The following is a 14,455-nucleotide window of genomic DNA, read 5'->3' as shown; positions in this document are numbered from 1 at the left end:
ACGGTCATATTTCAAAGATTCCCTCTGCCCTGATGCAGATCTGCGGCAAAGATCACAATCGCTTATGCCGCATTACTCAGCTGCGGATAGCCCTGTTTCAGCCAGCTTTGGAGCATTATGTGATCTGCCTCGCATCTACCTTTTTAATGCTGCCATCCTGCCAAAACCGGTGGCAATCACCGGAAGGTGCCTTTCAGGCGCTCCCCCTACACTGGCCATATCTTCAATAAGGAATGGCCGCTATGACAACTCACCATCTTGCCGCTATTGACCTCGGCGCTTCCAGCGGCCGGGTGATGCTGGCGACATTTACCCGTCAGGATCCCGATCCGGCAGCAACGCTGACATTGAAAGAAATCCACCGGTTTCCTAATAACCTGATCCGCGTTGATGGTCACGATACCTGGGACCTTGATGCGCTGGAAAAACACATTCTTGAAGGGCTGAATCGCCTTGATGCATCCGGCGTTCAGCTTGACGGTATCGGGATTGATACCTGGGGGGTGGATTACGTCCTGCTTGATGCTCAGGGGCAGCGGGTCGGTTTACCGGTTGCTTATCGTGACAACCGCACGGAAGGCGTGATGGCGCGGGTGGAACAGCAATTTGGCCGTGAAAATTTGTACCAGAAAACCGGCATCCAGTTCATGCCGTTTAATACACTTTACCAACTGCGTGCATTGAGCGAACAGCAGCCTGACATCGTCAATAAAGCGGCTCACATGCTGATGATCCCGGATTATTTCTTTTACCGCCTCACCGGCAAACTGAACTGGGAATACACCAACGCCAGCACCACGCAAATGCTCAATCTCGCCACCGGTGACTGGGACGAAGACTTGCTGAAACTGGCGGGTGTACCACGCCGCTGGTTACAAAAACCCACCCAGCCGGGTCATTCCCGGGGAGTGTGGAAAAGCCCCCGCGGCCGCAGCGTGCCGGTATTCAGCGTCGCGACGCACGATACTGCCAGCGCGGTGGTTGCCGCCCCGCTGACCCGATCACACAGCGCCTACCTCAGTTCCGGCACCTGGTCGCTGATGGGCATTGAAAGCCCGCAAGCCTTTAACCATGCTGAGGCTCTTCACGACAATATCACTAACGAAGGCGGCATTGATGGCAGCTATCGTGTATTAAGAAATATCATGGGGTTATGGTTGTTTCAGCGGGTTTGCCGCGAACTGAACATCCAGGATTTACCGTCACTCATCACGCTGGCTAAAAACGTCACGCCGTTCACTTATCTGATTAACCCGAACGAAGATCGCTTTATCAATCCTCCCTCCATGGTCGCTGCCATTCGTGATGCCTGCCGTCAAACGGGTGATCCGGTACCGGAGTCCCCGGCTGAACTGGCTCGCTGTATTTTCGACAGCCTTGCCATGCTGTACCGCAAAATTGCATTGCAACTTGCTCAGTTACAAGGGGCACCGCTGGAAGATATCCATATCGTTGGCGGCGGCAGCCAGAACCAGTTCCTGAACCAGCTTTGTGCTGATGTCTGTCAGGTACGCGTCAGCGCAGGCCCGGTCGAGGCCTCAACGCTGGGCAATATCGGTTGCCAGCTGATGGCGCTGAACGCCGTCAACGATACCGCTGAATTTCGTCGCATTGTTGCCACGAATTTTGAGCAACACCATTACCTTCCCCGTATTCACGCGGATTTCGCTATTCACTGGCGCCGCTTTCAGGCGCTCTGTCACGCCAATGAGGAACTCGCAGTATGACTTCATCTATCGATCAAGCATGGACACTTGCCAAAGAACGCTTTGCACAGCTGGGTATTGATGCCGAAGCTGCAATCAGACAACTTGATACCCTGCCCGTTTCTATCCATTGCTGGCAGGGGGATGATGTCGCTGGCTTCGAAAATCCTGAAGGCAGCCTGACCGGCGGCATTCAGGCGACCGGTAATTATCCCGGCAAAGCGCGTAACGCTCAGCAACTCCGCGCTGATCTGGAACTGGCAGTTTCCATGATACCCGGCCCTAACCGTCTGAATCTGCATGCGATTTATCTGGAGTCCGATCAACCCGTAGCCCGTAATGAAATCGAGCCGAAGCACTTCACCGGCTGGGTTGACTGGGCGAAGAAAAACAAACTGGGTCTGGACTTCAACCCGTCTTGTTTCTCACACCCGATGAGCGCAGACGGCTTCACGTTGTCACACGCGAACCCGGAAATTCGTCAGTTCTGGATTGAACATTGCCAGGCCAGCCGCCGCATTTCCGCCTCGTTTGGCCGTGCACTGGGCACGCCGTCAGTGATGAATATCTGGGTGCCGGATGGCATGAAAGACATCACCGTAGACCGTCTGGCACCGCGCCAGCGCCTGATGAGCGCACTTGATGAAGTGATTTCTGAGAAGTTTGATATCACCGAACACATCGATGCCGTCGAAAGCAAACTGTTTGGCATCGGTTCTGAAAGCTACACCGTCGGCTCAAACGAATTCTATCTCGGTTACGCTGCCAGTCGCGGCACTGCGCTGTGCCTCGATGCCGGTCACTTCCATCCAACCGAAGTGATTTCCGACAAAATCTCTGCGGCGATGCTATATGTGCCCCGCCTGCTGCTGCACGTCAGCCGTCCGGTACGCTGGGACAGCGATCACGTGGTGCTGCTGGACGACGAGACACAAGCCATCGCCAGCGAAATCGTGCGCCATAATCTGTTCAACCGCGTGCATATCGGCCTGGATTTCTTCGATGCTTCGATCAACCGCATCGCAGCCTGGGTTATCGGCACCCGCAATATGAAAAAAGCCCTGCTGAAAGCCCTGCTCGAACCAACCAGTTTACTGAAACAGCTGGAAGCAGAAGGCGATTACACCGCGCGTCTGGCCCTGCTGGAAGAACAAAAATCCCTGCCGTGGCAGGCCGTATGGGACATGTATTGCCAGCGTCACGACGTACCGGTTGGCGGTCAGTGGCTGGATACCATTCGTCATTACGAAACCAGCGTGCTGGCAAAACGTTAAGTGCCGCTGAACACACCAGAAACGCATTCACCTTATTCGCAGGAAAGCACCGATGAAAACATTATTTAGCTCGTGGTTTGTACAAGGTATGGTCAAGGCGACCACCGATATGTGGCTGAAAGGCTGGGATGAACGTAACGGCGGCAACGTCAGCATGCGTCTGTTACCGGAAGACGTCGCACCTTATATAAATGATTTTTACGCGCAGCCACGTCAGGTTGAGCTGACTCAGCACGCGCCCGATCTGGCCAACGAATATTTCATCGTGACCGGCTCCGGTAAGTTTTTCCGTAATGTGCAACTGGCCCCGTCAGAAGCGCTGACCGTTATTCAGCTCGATGATAAAGGTGCCAGTTACAAAATCCTGTGGGGTCTGACCGCAGGCGGCTTGCCAACTTCGGAGCTGGCCTCCCATCTGCAATCACATGCCGTACGTAAACGTGTCACCAACGGTCAGGATCGCGTCATCATGCACTGCCATGCGACCAACCTGATCGCACTGACGTACGTGCTTGAACTCGACAGCGCCAAGATCACCCGCAAATTGTGGGAATGCAGCACGGAATGTCTGGTGGTCTTCCCCGACGGCGTGGGGATTGTACCGTGGATGGTGCCGGGCACCGATGGTATCGGAGCAGCGACTTCCGACCGGATGCAACATCACAGCCTGGTGCTGTGGGCGTTCCACGGTATCTTCGGTTGCGGCCCGACGCTGGACGACGCTTTTGGCCTGATCGACACTGCCGAAAAATCAGCGGAGATCCTGGTGAAAGTGATTTCCATGGGGGGGATGAAACAAACTATCCAGACTGAAGAACTGATTGCCCTCGGCAAACGTTTTGAAGTCACACCTTTCGAGGCCGCATTAAAAGCCTGATCAGGCACTTTATGCTCCTGACATCATAAATCATGCACGGGGGACAGCGGATGTTCCCCGTAGCAGGAAATGGCAAAGACCCCGGAGCAGCAGGCAGCAGAACACCTATTTTACTTACTCTATAGAGGGAATTTTTATGAGTTTCATGTTGGCCTTACCTAAAATCAGCCTCCACGGTCAGGGCGCAATCGAAGATATGGTTGCAATGCTGGCGACTAAACCACAGGGTAAAGCCCTTATCGTGACCGATGGTCAGTTAATCGAACTGGGTCTGCTCGACAATTTATTCTCCGCACTCAAACAGGCCGGACTGCCTTATGCCATTTACGGCGGCGTAGTGCCGAATCCAACCTCCGCCCATGTTGATGAAGGCTTCCGTCTGTATCAGGAAAACCACTGCGATTATCTGATTGCTTTCGGTGGCGGCAGCCCGATTGATACCGCAAAAGGCATCAAAATTCTGACCGCCAATCCGGGCCCTGCCACCCTGTATTCCGGTATCGGCAAAGTCAGTAAACCGGGTGTCTTTCTGGTGGCGATTAATACTACGGCAGGCACAGCGGCAGAACTCACCAGTAATGCGGTGATCATCGACAGCCAGCGTCAGGTGAAAGAAGTGATCATCGACGCCAGTCTGATCCCGGATATCGCCGTGGACGATCCGGCAGTGATGCTCAAAATTCCGGCCAGTGTCACCGCCGCGACCGGCATGGATGCGCTGACCCACGCCATCGAAGCCTATGTTTCCGTCGGCGCACATCCGCTGACTGACCCGACAGCACTTGCCGCGATTTCAACGATCACGCAATGGCTGCCAAAAGCCGTCGATCACGGCGATGATATCGAAGCCCGCGAGAAAATGGCGCAGGGGCAATATCTGGCCGGTATGGCATTTAACAGCGCAGGTTTGGGGCTGGTTCACGCACTGGCGCATCAGCCTGGCGCGACACATAATCTGCCGCACGGCGTCTGTAATGCGATCCTGCTGCCGGTCGTCGAAGCGTTTAACCGCGCCAGTGCGCCTCACCGCTTTGCCGACATTGCCCGCGCGATGGGCGTACAGACGCAAGGTATCAGCGAAACGCAGGCCAGTATTGCGGCCATTGACGCTATCCGCCAATTGTCCACCCGCGTGGGGATCCCTTCCGGTTTCAAAGAACTGGGCATTTGTGAAGCGGATATCGAAGGCTGGCTCGACAAGGCTCTCGCTGACCCATGTGCGCCGTGCAATCCGCGCACCGCAACCCGTGAAGAAGTGCGCGAGTTGTATCTGAAAGCCATGTAGTTTTTAGCTTCTGCCTCTGTGAAGGGGAAGAAAGCAGGTGTCATTTCTTTACTCCCTCCCCTTCGCAGGGGAGGGAGTAAATCTAACCGGAGAAAAATATGATCCGTAAATCCTTCGTGATGCAGGTTAATGCGAATGCACACGATGAATATCAGCGCCGACACTCGCCAATCTGGCCGGAACTGGCGGAAACCCTGAAAGCCCACGGGGCGCATCACTACAGCATTTTCCTCGATGAAAAACGTAATCTGCTGTTTGGCTATGTGGAAATTGAATCAGAAGAAAGATGGAACGCGGTGGCGAAAACGGAAATATGCCAGAAATGGTGGAAGCATATGGCAGACGTAATGCCTGCCAATGCCGATAACAGTCCGGTCAGCAACGACCTTAAACCGGTCTTTTACCTCGATTAACCCTCTGTCCGGCGGGTTTTGCTTTTGCGGCCGCCGGATTTTGCGTTTTTGCGGGGGTAAAACGCGTAGCAGCCGGTTTCGCTTTGCCTGAACGTGAGGCCGCACATTGCGGATCAAAACCGTCCGGGGGCACCAGACAATCAGGGCGAATCCCTATCAGGCGGCGCATACCCATCGCAGTCAGTGCCTCACGGATCACCGGCCAGTTCACCGGATCGTGATAGCGCAGTAAGGCTTTATGCAACCGCCGCTGACGATCGCCTTTCGGCACGACCACATCTTCACTTTTATAATCCACTTTGCCGAGCGGATTCTTACCGCTGTAATACATAGTGGTGGCACTGGCGAGCGGCGACGGATAAAAATTCTGCACCTGATCCAGCCGGAAACGATTTTTCTTCAGCCACAGCGCCAGATTGATCATGTCTTCAGTGCGTGTGCCCGGATGCGCAGAAATGAAATACGGGATCAGATACTGCTCTTTCCCGGCCTGTTTCGAATAACTGTCGAACAGCTCTTTGAACCGGTAATAACTGCCCATCCCCGGTTTCATCATTTTGGACAACGGCCCGGTTTCGGTATGTTCCGGCGCGATCTTCAGATACCCGCCCACGTGATGCTCGGCCAGTTCTTTGATATAGCGCGGATCTTCCACCGCCAGATCATAACGTACGCCTGACGCGATCAGGATTTTCTTGATCCCCTTCAGACTGCGCGTACGGCGGTAAAGGTTGATCGTCGGCTCATGGTTAGTGTCCATGTGTGTACAAATTTCCGGATACACACAGGACGCGCGGCGACAACTTTGCTCCGCTTTCGGCGACTGACAGCGCAGCATATACATGTTGGCGGTCGGGCCACCCAGATCGGAAATCACACCGGTGAATCCCGGAACATTGTCGCGGATCTCTTCTATTTCCCGGACGATCGACGCTTCAGAGCGGCTCTGAATGATCCGCCCTTCATGTTCGGTGATCGAACAAAACGCACAACCGCCGTAACAGCCACGCATAATATTGATCGAGAAACGGATCATGTCATATGCCGGAATTTTCGCCTTGCCGTAAGACGGATGGGGTACGCGCTGGAACGGCAGGCCAAATACATCGTCCATTTCTTCGGTAGACAGCGGGATAGCCGGTGGATTGATCCACACATAGCGGTCGCCGTGTTTTTGCATCAGCGCACGCGCACAGCCGGGGTTGGTTTCGTGATGCAGAATGCGCGAAGTATGCGCGTACAGCACTTTATCGCCCTTCACTTTTTCAAATGACGGCAGCAGAACGTAGGTTTTCTCCCACGGTTTCGGCTTTGGCGCGCGCACCGTTACCGGCTGCGGGGCATCCGGCGCAGGTAATTCCCCTTCTGAACACGGCAGATCCTCACCGTACGGGTTCATGATCGGCTCAATGCGCCCCGGTTTATCAAGGCGTGTGGAATCGACACCGCTCCAGCCGGTCAGCGCCGTTTTGCGCATCACGGCGGTGTTACGCACATCATGAATGTCACTGATGGATTCCCCCGCGGCCAGGCGGTGCGCCACTTCCACCAGCGGCCTTTCACCATTGCCGTAAATCAGCATGTCCGCTTTGGAATCCACCAGCACCGAGCGGCGCACGGTATCGGACCAGTAATCGTAATGTGCGATACGACGCAGGCTGGCTTCGATACCGCCGAGCAAAACCGGGACATCGCTGTAGGCTTCTTTACAGCGCTGGGTGTAGACCAGCGTTGCGCGATCGGGACGTTTACCGCCCACGTTACCTGGCGTATAGGCATCGTCATGACGCAATTTCCGGTCGGCGGTATAGCGGTTGATCATCGAATCCATATTGCCGGCGGTCACGCCGTAAAACAGATTCGGCTTCCCGAGCCGCATGAAATCCTCTTTGTTGCTCCAGTCCGGCTGCGCAATGATCCCGACACGAAAACCTTGCGCTTCCAGCATGCGGCCAATGATCGCCATGCCAAAACTCGGATGATCGACATACGCATCGCCGGTCACCACGATCACGTCACAGCTGTCCCAGCCAAGTTCATCCATTTCCGCCCGGCTCATCGGGAAAAACGGTGCCGTGCCGTAGCATTCGGCCCAGTAGCGCGGATAAGAAAACAGGGTGCGTTCGGGTTGGATCAGGCTGATTGGCATAAAGAGTTTTCGCTGAAAAAAGAGGAATTTTGCTTAAGCACGGCTAATGCATCGTGATTTCGCAGCCAGAAAATCAAGGCCGGAGATTATACTTGGGCGAAAAAACGGCTGCTGCGACAAGTGGGTTTGTCATGCGTCAGATCAAGCTTTTCAGGCCGTAAATCCCATTTTCCGTGATCACCACCGCAACACTCTAAGATTTTCCTTATGCGGAATTGCCGACTACCATGTTAGAAAGTGCATCAGAAAGCTTCAAATCGTAACTAAAGAATTTCTAACTTTAGACGTTGACCGCCACCGGGCCATCGCGCATTTTCGCCGCCCCCTGACAGAGAGAAGCCTATTGTGACCGCATTATTCCCACGCCCCGTCCTCACCCCCTCATACGCAGTGGAGACCGCTTCATGACGATGAAATCCCCTGAAAATCTGAACATGAATTTTCTGCGTTACGATATCCCGGCCGGGATTGTCGTGTTTCTGGTTGCGCTGCCGCTGAGTCTTGGCATTGCTCAGGCCAGCGGATTGCCACCTTTTGTCGGCCTGCTGACCGGCGTTATCGGTGGCGTGATCGTCACCCTGCTCAGTCCGTCGCGTTTTGCAGTCAGCGGACCGGCTGCCGGGCTGGTGACGATTGTGGTTGGCGCGATGGAAACACTCGGATCCTTTTCCTCTCTGTTGCTGGCGCTGATGCTGGCGGGCGTTCTGCAAATCGTCTTCGGGATCATTAAAGCCGGACGCTTTGTCTCGCTGATCCCTGGTTCGGTGATCCAGGGCATGCTGGCAGCGATCGGTATTTTACTGATCATGCAGCAGATCCCGGTCGCACTGGGCTATCAGGGAGAAGAGGGATTACGCGGCATTTTCAGCGATCCGGCCTTCAGTTTGTCGCCCACAGCGTTGATCGTCCCGGCTGTGGCATTGCTGATTTTGTGGCTATGGACGACGCCGCCGTTTAAGCGCATCAAGCTGATGACTTATGTGCCCGGCCCGCTGGTGGCGGTATTGTGGGGAAGCCTGGCGGTGATTTTCGGTGACCGCATCGTACCGGATTCGATACAGGCTATGCCGCGTATTGCGCTGCCGAAATTCGACAGCGTAGATGAAGTGACATCGCAGCTGGAAAAACCGAACTGGAGCGCGTGGAACAATCCGCAGATTTATGTGATTGCCGCGACATTGGCGCTGGTCGCCAGCCTGGAAACGCTGCTTAGCCAGGAAGCGCTGAAGAAGCTGAAAGAGCAAACACCCGCGCCTTCGCCCGATAAAGAAATGCGCGCGCAAGGGATCGGGAATCTGATCAGCGGATTTCTCGGCGGCATGCCGATCACCGCTGTGATCGTACGCAGTTCGGTGAATGTGAATACCGGCGCGCGCAGTAAGGTATCGATCCTGCTTCACGGTGTGTTATTGCTTTTGTGCGGCATGTTTTTCAGCGAAATGCTTAACACCATTCCGCTGGCCTGCCTGGCTGCGGTGCTGCTGTATACCGGCTACAAACTGGCCTCACCGGCACTTTTCATGACCCAGTGGCGGCTTGGCCTGCCGCAGTTTTTGCCGTTTATCGCCACGCTGGCGGGTATTCTGCTCTTCGGTATGCTGGCCGGGATCGGCATCGGGTTGCTCGCGCAGTTGCTGTCGAGCACCTACAAAAGCCATCACAATGCGATGCAGCTTACACGCGACGAAAATCATTATGTGATGCGTTTTCACCAAAACCTGACGTTCCTGCATAACCCGCGTTTACAGAGCCTGCTGGCGGAAATCCCCGATAACAGCGTGGTCCGTGTCGAACGTGAGAATGTCGGTTATATCGACCCTGATGTGAAAGCGGTGCTGTCAGATTTCGTGGCGAAAGCACCGGAGCGCAATATCACGCTGGATCGCTGGCCGGTCGGACATTGATTTCAAAGGGCTGAGAATAATAAAAAGGCCTGCCGGTTTCCCGCAGGCCTTTCTTCTTTTGCTGGCGTAAATCTTATTTCTTCGCCAGCGCCTCAAACACTTTTTCAACGGCCACCGCGCCGGGATCTTTCACCCCTTTCAGGCTGTTGCTGCTGAGATAAGAAGAACGCCCGGCATTGGCTTTCTTCATGCTGGCCGTGTCTTTGGCCCCTTTGGCTGCCGCTTTAGCCGCCCCTTTCAGCGCATCTTTTTTGCCAAGGGCTTCCAGCGCCGGTTGCAGTGCGTCGATCATCGTGCGATCGCCGAGATCAGCCCCGCCGTAATGCTTCATGCGTTCGAGGCCGAACAACAGCGCTTTCGGTAATTTTTCACCCTCGCCGACTTTCTTACCGGCGGCGGTAAAGAAGATCGACATCAGCACACCGCTGGATCCGCCCATCACGGTCGCCAGACGATCACCGACTACGCTCAGAAGATCGGCCACATTGTTCAGTGGTAATTTATTGCCTTTGTTTTCTTTCTGAATATCACGCGCGCCGGTGGCAAAGGTCGAACCGGTATCACCGTCACCGACTTTGGCATCAAGTTTATTCAGCTCATCTTCCAGATCAGACAGTGTCTGAGTAATGGTTTCAACGATTTTGCCGACCTGCGCGTTCGAAGACGCTTTCACCGCTTTCTTATCGCTGATTTTCTTGCCTTTTTTGGTCGCCAGTTTTTCCAGCTTCACCAGAGGCTGCCAGCCGGACGCTTCCACTTCTGCCAGCAATGCTTCTTCAATACCGCCTTTAAGGGCAATTACCGACAGCGAGAAACCTTTCATATCCAGCGCACTGACCAGCGATGCCGGGCCAATAAGATAACGGATCGAACTGCCCAGCGCCGAATGCACCAGTTCTTTGGTGATCTGATTCATCTCGAGCGGAGAAACGCCACCGAGGTTATTGATCAGTATCGCCAGCTTGTCGCTTTTTTTCACGTGTTCCGCAAGCTTACCAACCAGCGTATCCACCACTTTTTTACTGTTCTGGGTTTTCAGGGTCGACACACCCGGTTCGCCGTGAATGCCTAAGCCCAGCTCAACGTGGCCGGATTCGATACGTTGTTCTTCCTCATCTTCACCGCCAGCCGGCAGGCTGCACCCGGCCGCCGCAACACCGATACTGGCAGTGGCGTCAATCGCCTGCTGAGCAATTTTGGCGACCTCTTTCAGAGATTTGCCCTGCTCAGCCGCGTAACCGGCAATTTTATGCACCAGCGCCGTCCCGGCGATGCCGCGCGGCTGCTTGTTGTCCGGCAGGGAAATGTCGTCGGAGACCATCACCAGCTCGACGTCATAGCCCATGCCTTTCGCTTTCTCAGCAGCCAGACCAAAGTTCAGACGGTCGCCGGTATAATTTTTGACGATCAGCAAACAGCCGGCTTTACCGGTGACCGTCACAATCGCATTCAGCACGGCGTCCACGCTCGGGGAAGCAAACACTTCGCCGCACACTGCCGCCGTGAGCATGCCTTTGCCAACAAACCCCATATGCGCCGGTTCATGACCCGAGCCACCCCCTGAAATCAGTGCAACCTTTTTCTTATCCCAGTCACGCCGTACGACCACACGGATGGCCGGATCGATATCCAGTTTTGCCAGGTTTTTATAGGGAGAGGTCAGGATCACCCCTTCGATAACATCGTTAATCAGAGTCTTGCGGTCATTCATGAAGAATTTAGACATACCGAACCTTTCCTTTTAACTGTTTTCCAGGTGTTGTGAGGCAGAAAAAACATACCTCTGCGTAATGCAGGTATCTGAAAACATAGCACAGGACAAAAATCAGGAAGGAGACGAGAAAGGCGGTTTCCCGCCTTTTAGGAAAGGATGAGAAAAGAAATCAATTGCAGGCGAGAACTTTAATCGCCAGACCTCCTGTCGAGGTTTCACGGTATTTCGAGTTCATGTCCTTGCCGGTTTCGTACATGGTTTCGATGACTTTATCGAGACACACACGCGGTTCGCTGGTGCGGCGTAATGCCATACGTGATGCATTGACCGCTTTCACGGCCGAAATGGCGTTGCGCTCGATGCATGGCACCTGAACCTGCCCGGCCAGCGGATCGCAGGTCAGCCCGAGGTGATGTTCCATCGCGATTTCTGCCGCCATAAATACCTGCGCGGTGCTGCCGCCCAGCAGTTCTGTCAGGCCTGCCGCCGCCATCGAACAGGCCACGCCGACCTCACCCTGACAGCCCACTTCCGCACCGGAAATCGACGCATTCATTTTGAACAGAATGCCGACCGCGCCGGAAGCCAGGAAGAAACGGCTGTAAGAGTCAGGACTGACCGGGCGGATAAACTGATCATAATATGTCAGCACGGCAGGGATGATGCCGCACGCGCCGTTGGTGGGAGCAGTAACCACACGGCCGCCCGCCGCATTTTCTTCGTTAACCGCCATCGCGTACATATTGATCCAGTCCACGACGCCCATCGGATCGACATTGTTTTTATCCTGCGTTACCAGGATGCGGCGCAGCGCGGCAGCACGGCGGTTGATTTTCATCGGCCCCGGCAGCAAACCTTCGGTATGGATACCGCGCGTAATGCCTTCGCTCATCACATTCCAGATGGCCGCAAAGTGATCGCTGATTTCTGTGCGTGTATGCCCCGCCAGTTCGTTTTGCAGCATCAGAGCCGACAATGACAGACCGGTGTCCGTGCAATGTTTCTGCAAATCGCTGGCCGAGCGGAACGGATACGGACGCAGCACCGGATTTTCATCCTGCACACCAAACTTGCTGGCTTCGACAATAAAGCCACCGCCGACAGAATAATAAGTTTGCGTATACAGCAGTTCATCACCGCTGAATGCGCTGATTGTCATACCATTTTCATGCAACGGCAGATTGCCGGAATGGAAATTCATGCCTGAACCGGCCGGAAAATCCACTTCTTTTACGCCCTTGCCCAGCATCAGACGTCCGGTATTTTCTACCTGACGGATAAACGCCGGGATCGCATCGATGTCTACGTCATCCGGCATATTACCCGCCAGCCCCATAATGATAGCCAGATCAGTATGGTGTCCTTTACCGGTCAATGATAATGACCCGTAAACATCAACCGCCACGCGGGTCGTTTGGGTTATATAACCTGAAGAGATAAGCTCATCAGTGAATATTTTCCCGGCTTTCATCGGACCAACAGTATGCGAACTGGATGGACCAATACCAATTTTGAAAATATCGAAGACGCTGATCACGGTGGGCACTCCATGTGAAATTATTTACGGGCAGAATAAAAAGGGAAACGGGAGAGAAAGGAGCGGGATATTCCCGCTCACTTTATTTCAGATAACGTTAATAATTAGCCCATCAGGCTGAATACAATGGCTGACATCGCAATCAAACCCATAATAACAATGAAGACGTTGCTGATATGGCCGCTGTATTTTTTCATCGCAGGGACTTTACGGATGGCATACATTGGCATCAGGAATAACAGCATCGCAATAATCGGACCACCCAGCGTTTCGATCATACCCAGAATACTTGGATTCAGGGTTGCGACTAACCAGGTGGTTAATAACATAAAGATACCGGTATAACGGTTCAGCGTTGGCAGGGAAATTGTTTTGCCTTTGCCGCGCAGAGATTTAATCACCATGCCATTAAAACCTTCACGCGCCCCCAGATAATGGCCGAGGAAAGATTTGGTAATGGCGATAAAGGCAATAAACGGCGCGATATATTCAATCACCGGATTAGAGAAGTGATTAGCTAAATAAGACAGAATAGACACGTTTTGCGCTTTGGCTTCCATCAGGTTGGCCGGAGACAGGCTCAGGACACAGCTGAAGACAAAGAACATCACCGTGAGTACCATCATGATGTGGCTAAAGGCCAGAATGCGCGAGCATTTCTTCTCCGCGTCATCACCGTATTCTTTGCGTTTTGCTACAGCAAAAGAGGAGATAATTGGCGAGTGGTTGAACGAGAACACCATGACCGGGATCACCAGCCACAGCGTCATCAGCATACCGTGACCCACGCCGTTCCCGGACAGTGAGACGTTTTCAAACACTGACGTATTCCAGTTAGGAATAAGGTAAAGCGCCAGCGCCATCAACACCGCCACAAACGGGAACACCAGAATGCTCATCGCCTTCACAATGATATCCTGGCCAAAATGCACCAGCGTCATTAATCCGAGGATCAGGATCAGAGACAGCAACGCACGCGGCGGCGCATTCATATGCATCTGATGAGTAATAAAACTCTCAACCGTATTCGTGATCGCCACGCTGTAAACCAGTAAAATAGGATAAATGGCGAAGAAATATAACAGTGTAATTAATTTACCGGCTGTAATACCAAAATGTTCTTCCACCACTTCCGTAATATCTTCACCGGCATTTTTACCCGATAAAACAAAACGGGTTAAGCCGCGGTGAGCGAAGAAAGTCATTGGGAAAGCGAGGATGGCCATAATAATTAACGGTATTAACCCGCCAATCCCCGCATTAATAGGAAGGAAAAGAACGCCTGCACCAATTGCCGTTCCATATAAACCTAACATCCACATGGTGTCAGTTTTACGCCAGGAACTTACTGATTTTTTAGACAGTGTCCCGATTGTTGTATTATCCATGATTCCTCAGTACCTAATTATAAAAATAATTCCGTTTTCCCCAGGAATGGTTGATGTTTTTTTACTGCACCCGTCATCGAAAAAACCATCCTGACGGTTAAAACATACCATTAATGCGGGCATGATACCTATCAGCAGCATAAAAATCTGCCTAACGGTGTGGCTTTGAGATCATGGTCACGAATATTGATAAAATGGCGTCTATTAT

10 protein-coding genes are annotated in these 14,455 nt (G+C 53.4%); 6 read left to right on the top strand and 4 right to left on the bottom strand.

The features are described from left to right. Nucleotides 1-242: 242 nt before the first annotated feature. The 5 genes from rhaB to rhaM all read left to right on the top strand — a co-directional run bounded on the left by rhaB (nt 243) and on the right by rhaM (nt 5,555). Nucleotides 243-1,727 carry a rhamnulokinase gene (gene rhaB, locus J1785_RS24880; RefSeq protein WP_129953290.1) on the top strand — a complete coding sequence of 495 codons (1,485 nt, stop codon included), beginning with the start codon at nt 243-245 and terminating at the stop codon, nt 1,725-1,727. Further along, nucleotides 1,724-2,980 (top strand): L-rhamnose isomerase, encoded by a 1,257-nt coding sequence (locus J1785_RS24875; RefSeq protein WP_129953291.1) that lies wholly within the window; start codon nt 1,724-1,726, stop codon nt 2,978-2,980. Before rhaB ends, J1785_RS24875 begins: the two co-directional genes overlap by 4 nt. 52 nt (nt 2,981-3,032) lie before the next feature. Then, nucleotides 3,033-3,857, top strand: a complete 825-nt coding sequence (gene rhaD, locus J1785_RS24870) for a rhamnulose-1-phosphate aldolase (RefSeq protein ID WP_129953292.1) — start codon at nt 3,033-3,035, stop codon at nt 3,855-3,857. Nucleotides 3,858-3,993: 136 nt separating this feature from the next. Further along, on the top strand, nt 3,994-5,142 hold the full coding sequence (fucO, locus tag J1785_RS24865) for a lactaldehyde reductase (protein ID WP_217220962.1): 1,149 nt from the start codon (nt 3,994-3,996) through the stop codon (nt 5,140-5,142). Nucleotides 5,143-5,240: 98 nt separating this feature from the next. Then, nucleotides 5,241-5,555, top strand: coding sequence for an L-rhamnose mutarotase (gene rhaM / locus J1785_RS24860; protein ID WP_013577125.1), 315 nt, complete (start codon nt 5,241-5,243; stop codon nt 5,553-5,555). Here the strand turns inward: rhaM and J1785_RS24855 are convergent. Beyond that, nucleotides 5,530-7,704, bottom strand: coding sequence for a YgiQ family radical SAM protein (locus tag J1785_RS24855; protein WP_217220961.1), 2,175 nt, complete (start codon nt 7,702-7,704; stop codon nt 5,530-5,532). The two genes, rhaM and J1785_RS24855, sit on opposite strands and share 26 nt — an antisense overlap. Nucleotides 7,705-8,132: 428 nt before the next feature. Here J1785_RS24855 and J1785_RS24850 point away from each other — a divergent pair, with 428 nt between their 5' ends. Then, nucleotides 8,133-9,608, top strand: a complete 1,476-nt coding sequence (locus J1785_RS24850) for a SulP family inorganic anion transporter (protein ID WP_217220969.1) — start codon at nt 8,133-8,135, stop codon at nt 9,606-9,608. 73 nt (nt 9,609-9,681) lie between these two features. On the opposite strand, the gene J1785_RS24845 is transcribed toward J1785_RS24850, so the two are convergent. The 3 genes from J1785_RS24845 to J1785_RS24835 form a co-directional block, all read right to left on the bottom strand. Then, nucleotides 9,682-11,334, bottom strand: coding sequence for a dihydroxyacetone kinase subunit DhaK (locus tag J1785_RS24845; protein WP_217220960.1), 1,653 nt, complete (start codon nt 11,332-11,334; stop codon nt 9,682-9,684). A gap of 157 nt (nt 11,335-11,491) precedes the next feature. After that, nucleotides 11,492-12,859, bottom strand: coding sequence for an L-serine ammonia-lyase (locus J1785_RS24840; RefSeq protein ID WP_217220959.1), 1,368 nt, complete (start codon nt 12,857-12,859; stop codon nt 11,492-11,494). 104 nt (nt 12,860-12,963) lie between these two features. Further along, a complete protein-coding gene (locus J1785_RS24835; protein WP_217139533.1) occupies nt 12,964-14,247 on the bottom strand; it encodes an HAAAP family serine/threonine permease in 1,284 nt (427 codons plus the stop codon). Nucleotides 14,248-14,455: the final 208 nt, after the last annotated feature.

It is taken from the genome of Rahnella perminowiae, from assembly GCF_019049755.1.
Lineage (GTDB): Bacteria > Pseudomonadota > Gammaproteobacteria > Enterobacterales > Enterobacteriaceae > Rahnella > Rahnella perminowiae.
The sequence above is the reverse complement of the archived record's forward strand: the minus strand, read 5'-3'. Positions and strand labels throughout refer to the sequence as shown.

Bases quoted from the DNA above. Each gene is read 5' to 3' on its own strand.
- J1785_RS24835 (WP_217139533.1), bottom strand. From the start codon at position 14,247: ATGGATAATACAACAATCGGGACACTGTCTAAAAAATCAGTAAGTTCC.
- rhaM (WP_013577125.1), top strand. From the start codon at position 5,241: ATGATCCGTAAATCCTTCGTGATGCAGGTTAATGCGAATGCACACGAT.
- rhaB (WP_129953290.1), top strand. From the start codon at position 243: ATGACAACTCACCATCTTGCCGCTATTGACCTCGGCGCTTCCAGCGGC.
- J1785_RS24845 (WP_217220960.1), bottom strand. From the start codon at position 11,334: ATGTCTAAATTCTTCATGAATGACCGCAAGACTCTGATTAACGATGTT.
- fucO (WP_217220962.1), top strand. From the start codon at position 3,994: ATGAGTTTCATGTTGGCCTTACCTAAAATCAGCCTCCACGGTCAGGGC.
- rhaD (WP_129953292.1), top strand. From the start codon at position 3,033: ATGAAAACATTATTTAGCTCGTGGTTTGTACAAGGTATGGTCAAGGCG.
- J1785_RS24875 (WP_129953291.1), top strand. From the start codon at position 1,724: ATGACTTCATCTATCGATCAAGCATGGACACTTGCCAAAGAACGCTTT.
- J1785_RS24855 (WP_217220961.1), bottom strand. From the start codon at position 7,704: ATGCCAATCAGCCTGATCCAACCCGAACGCACCCTGTTTTCTTATCCG.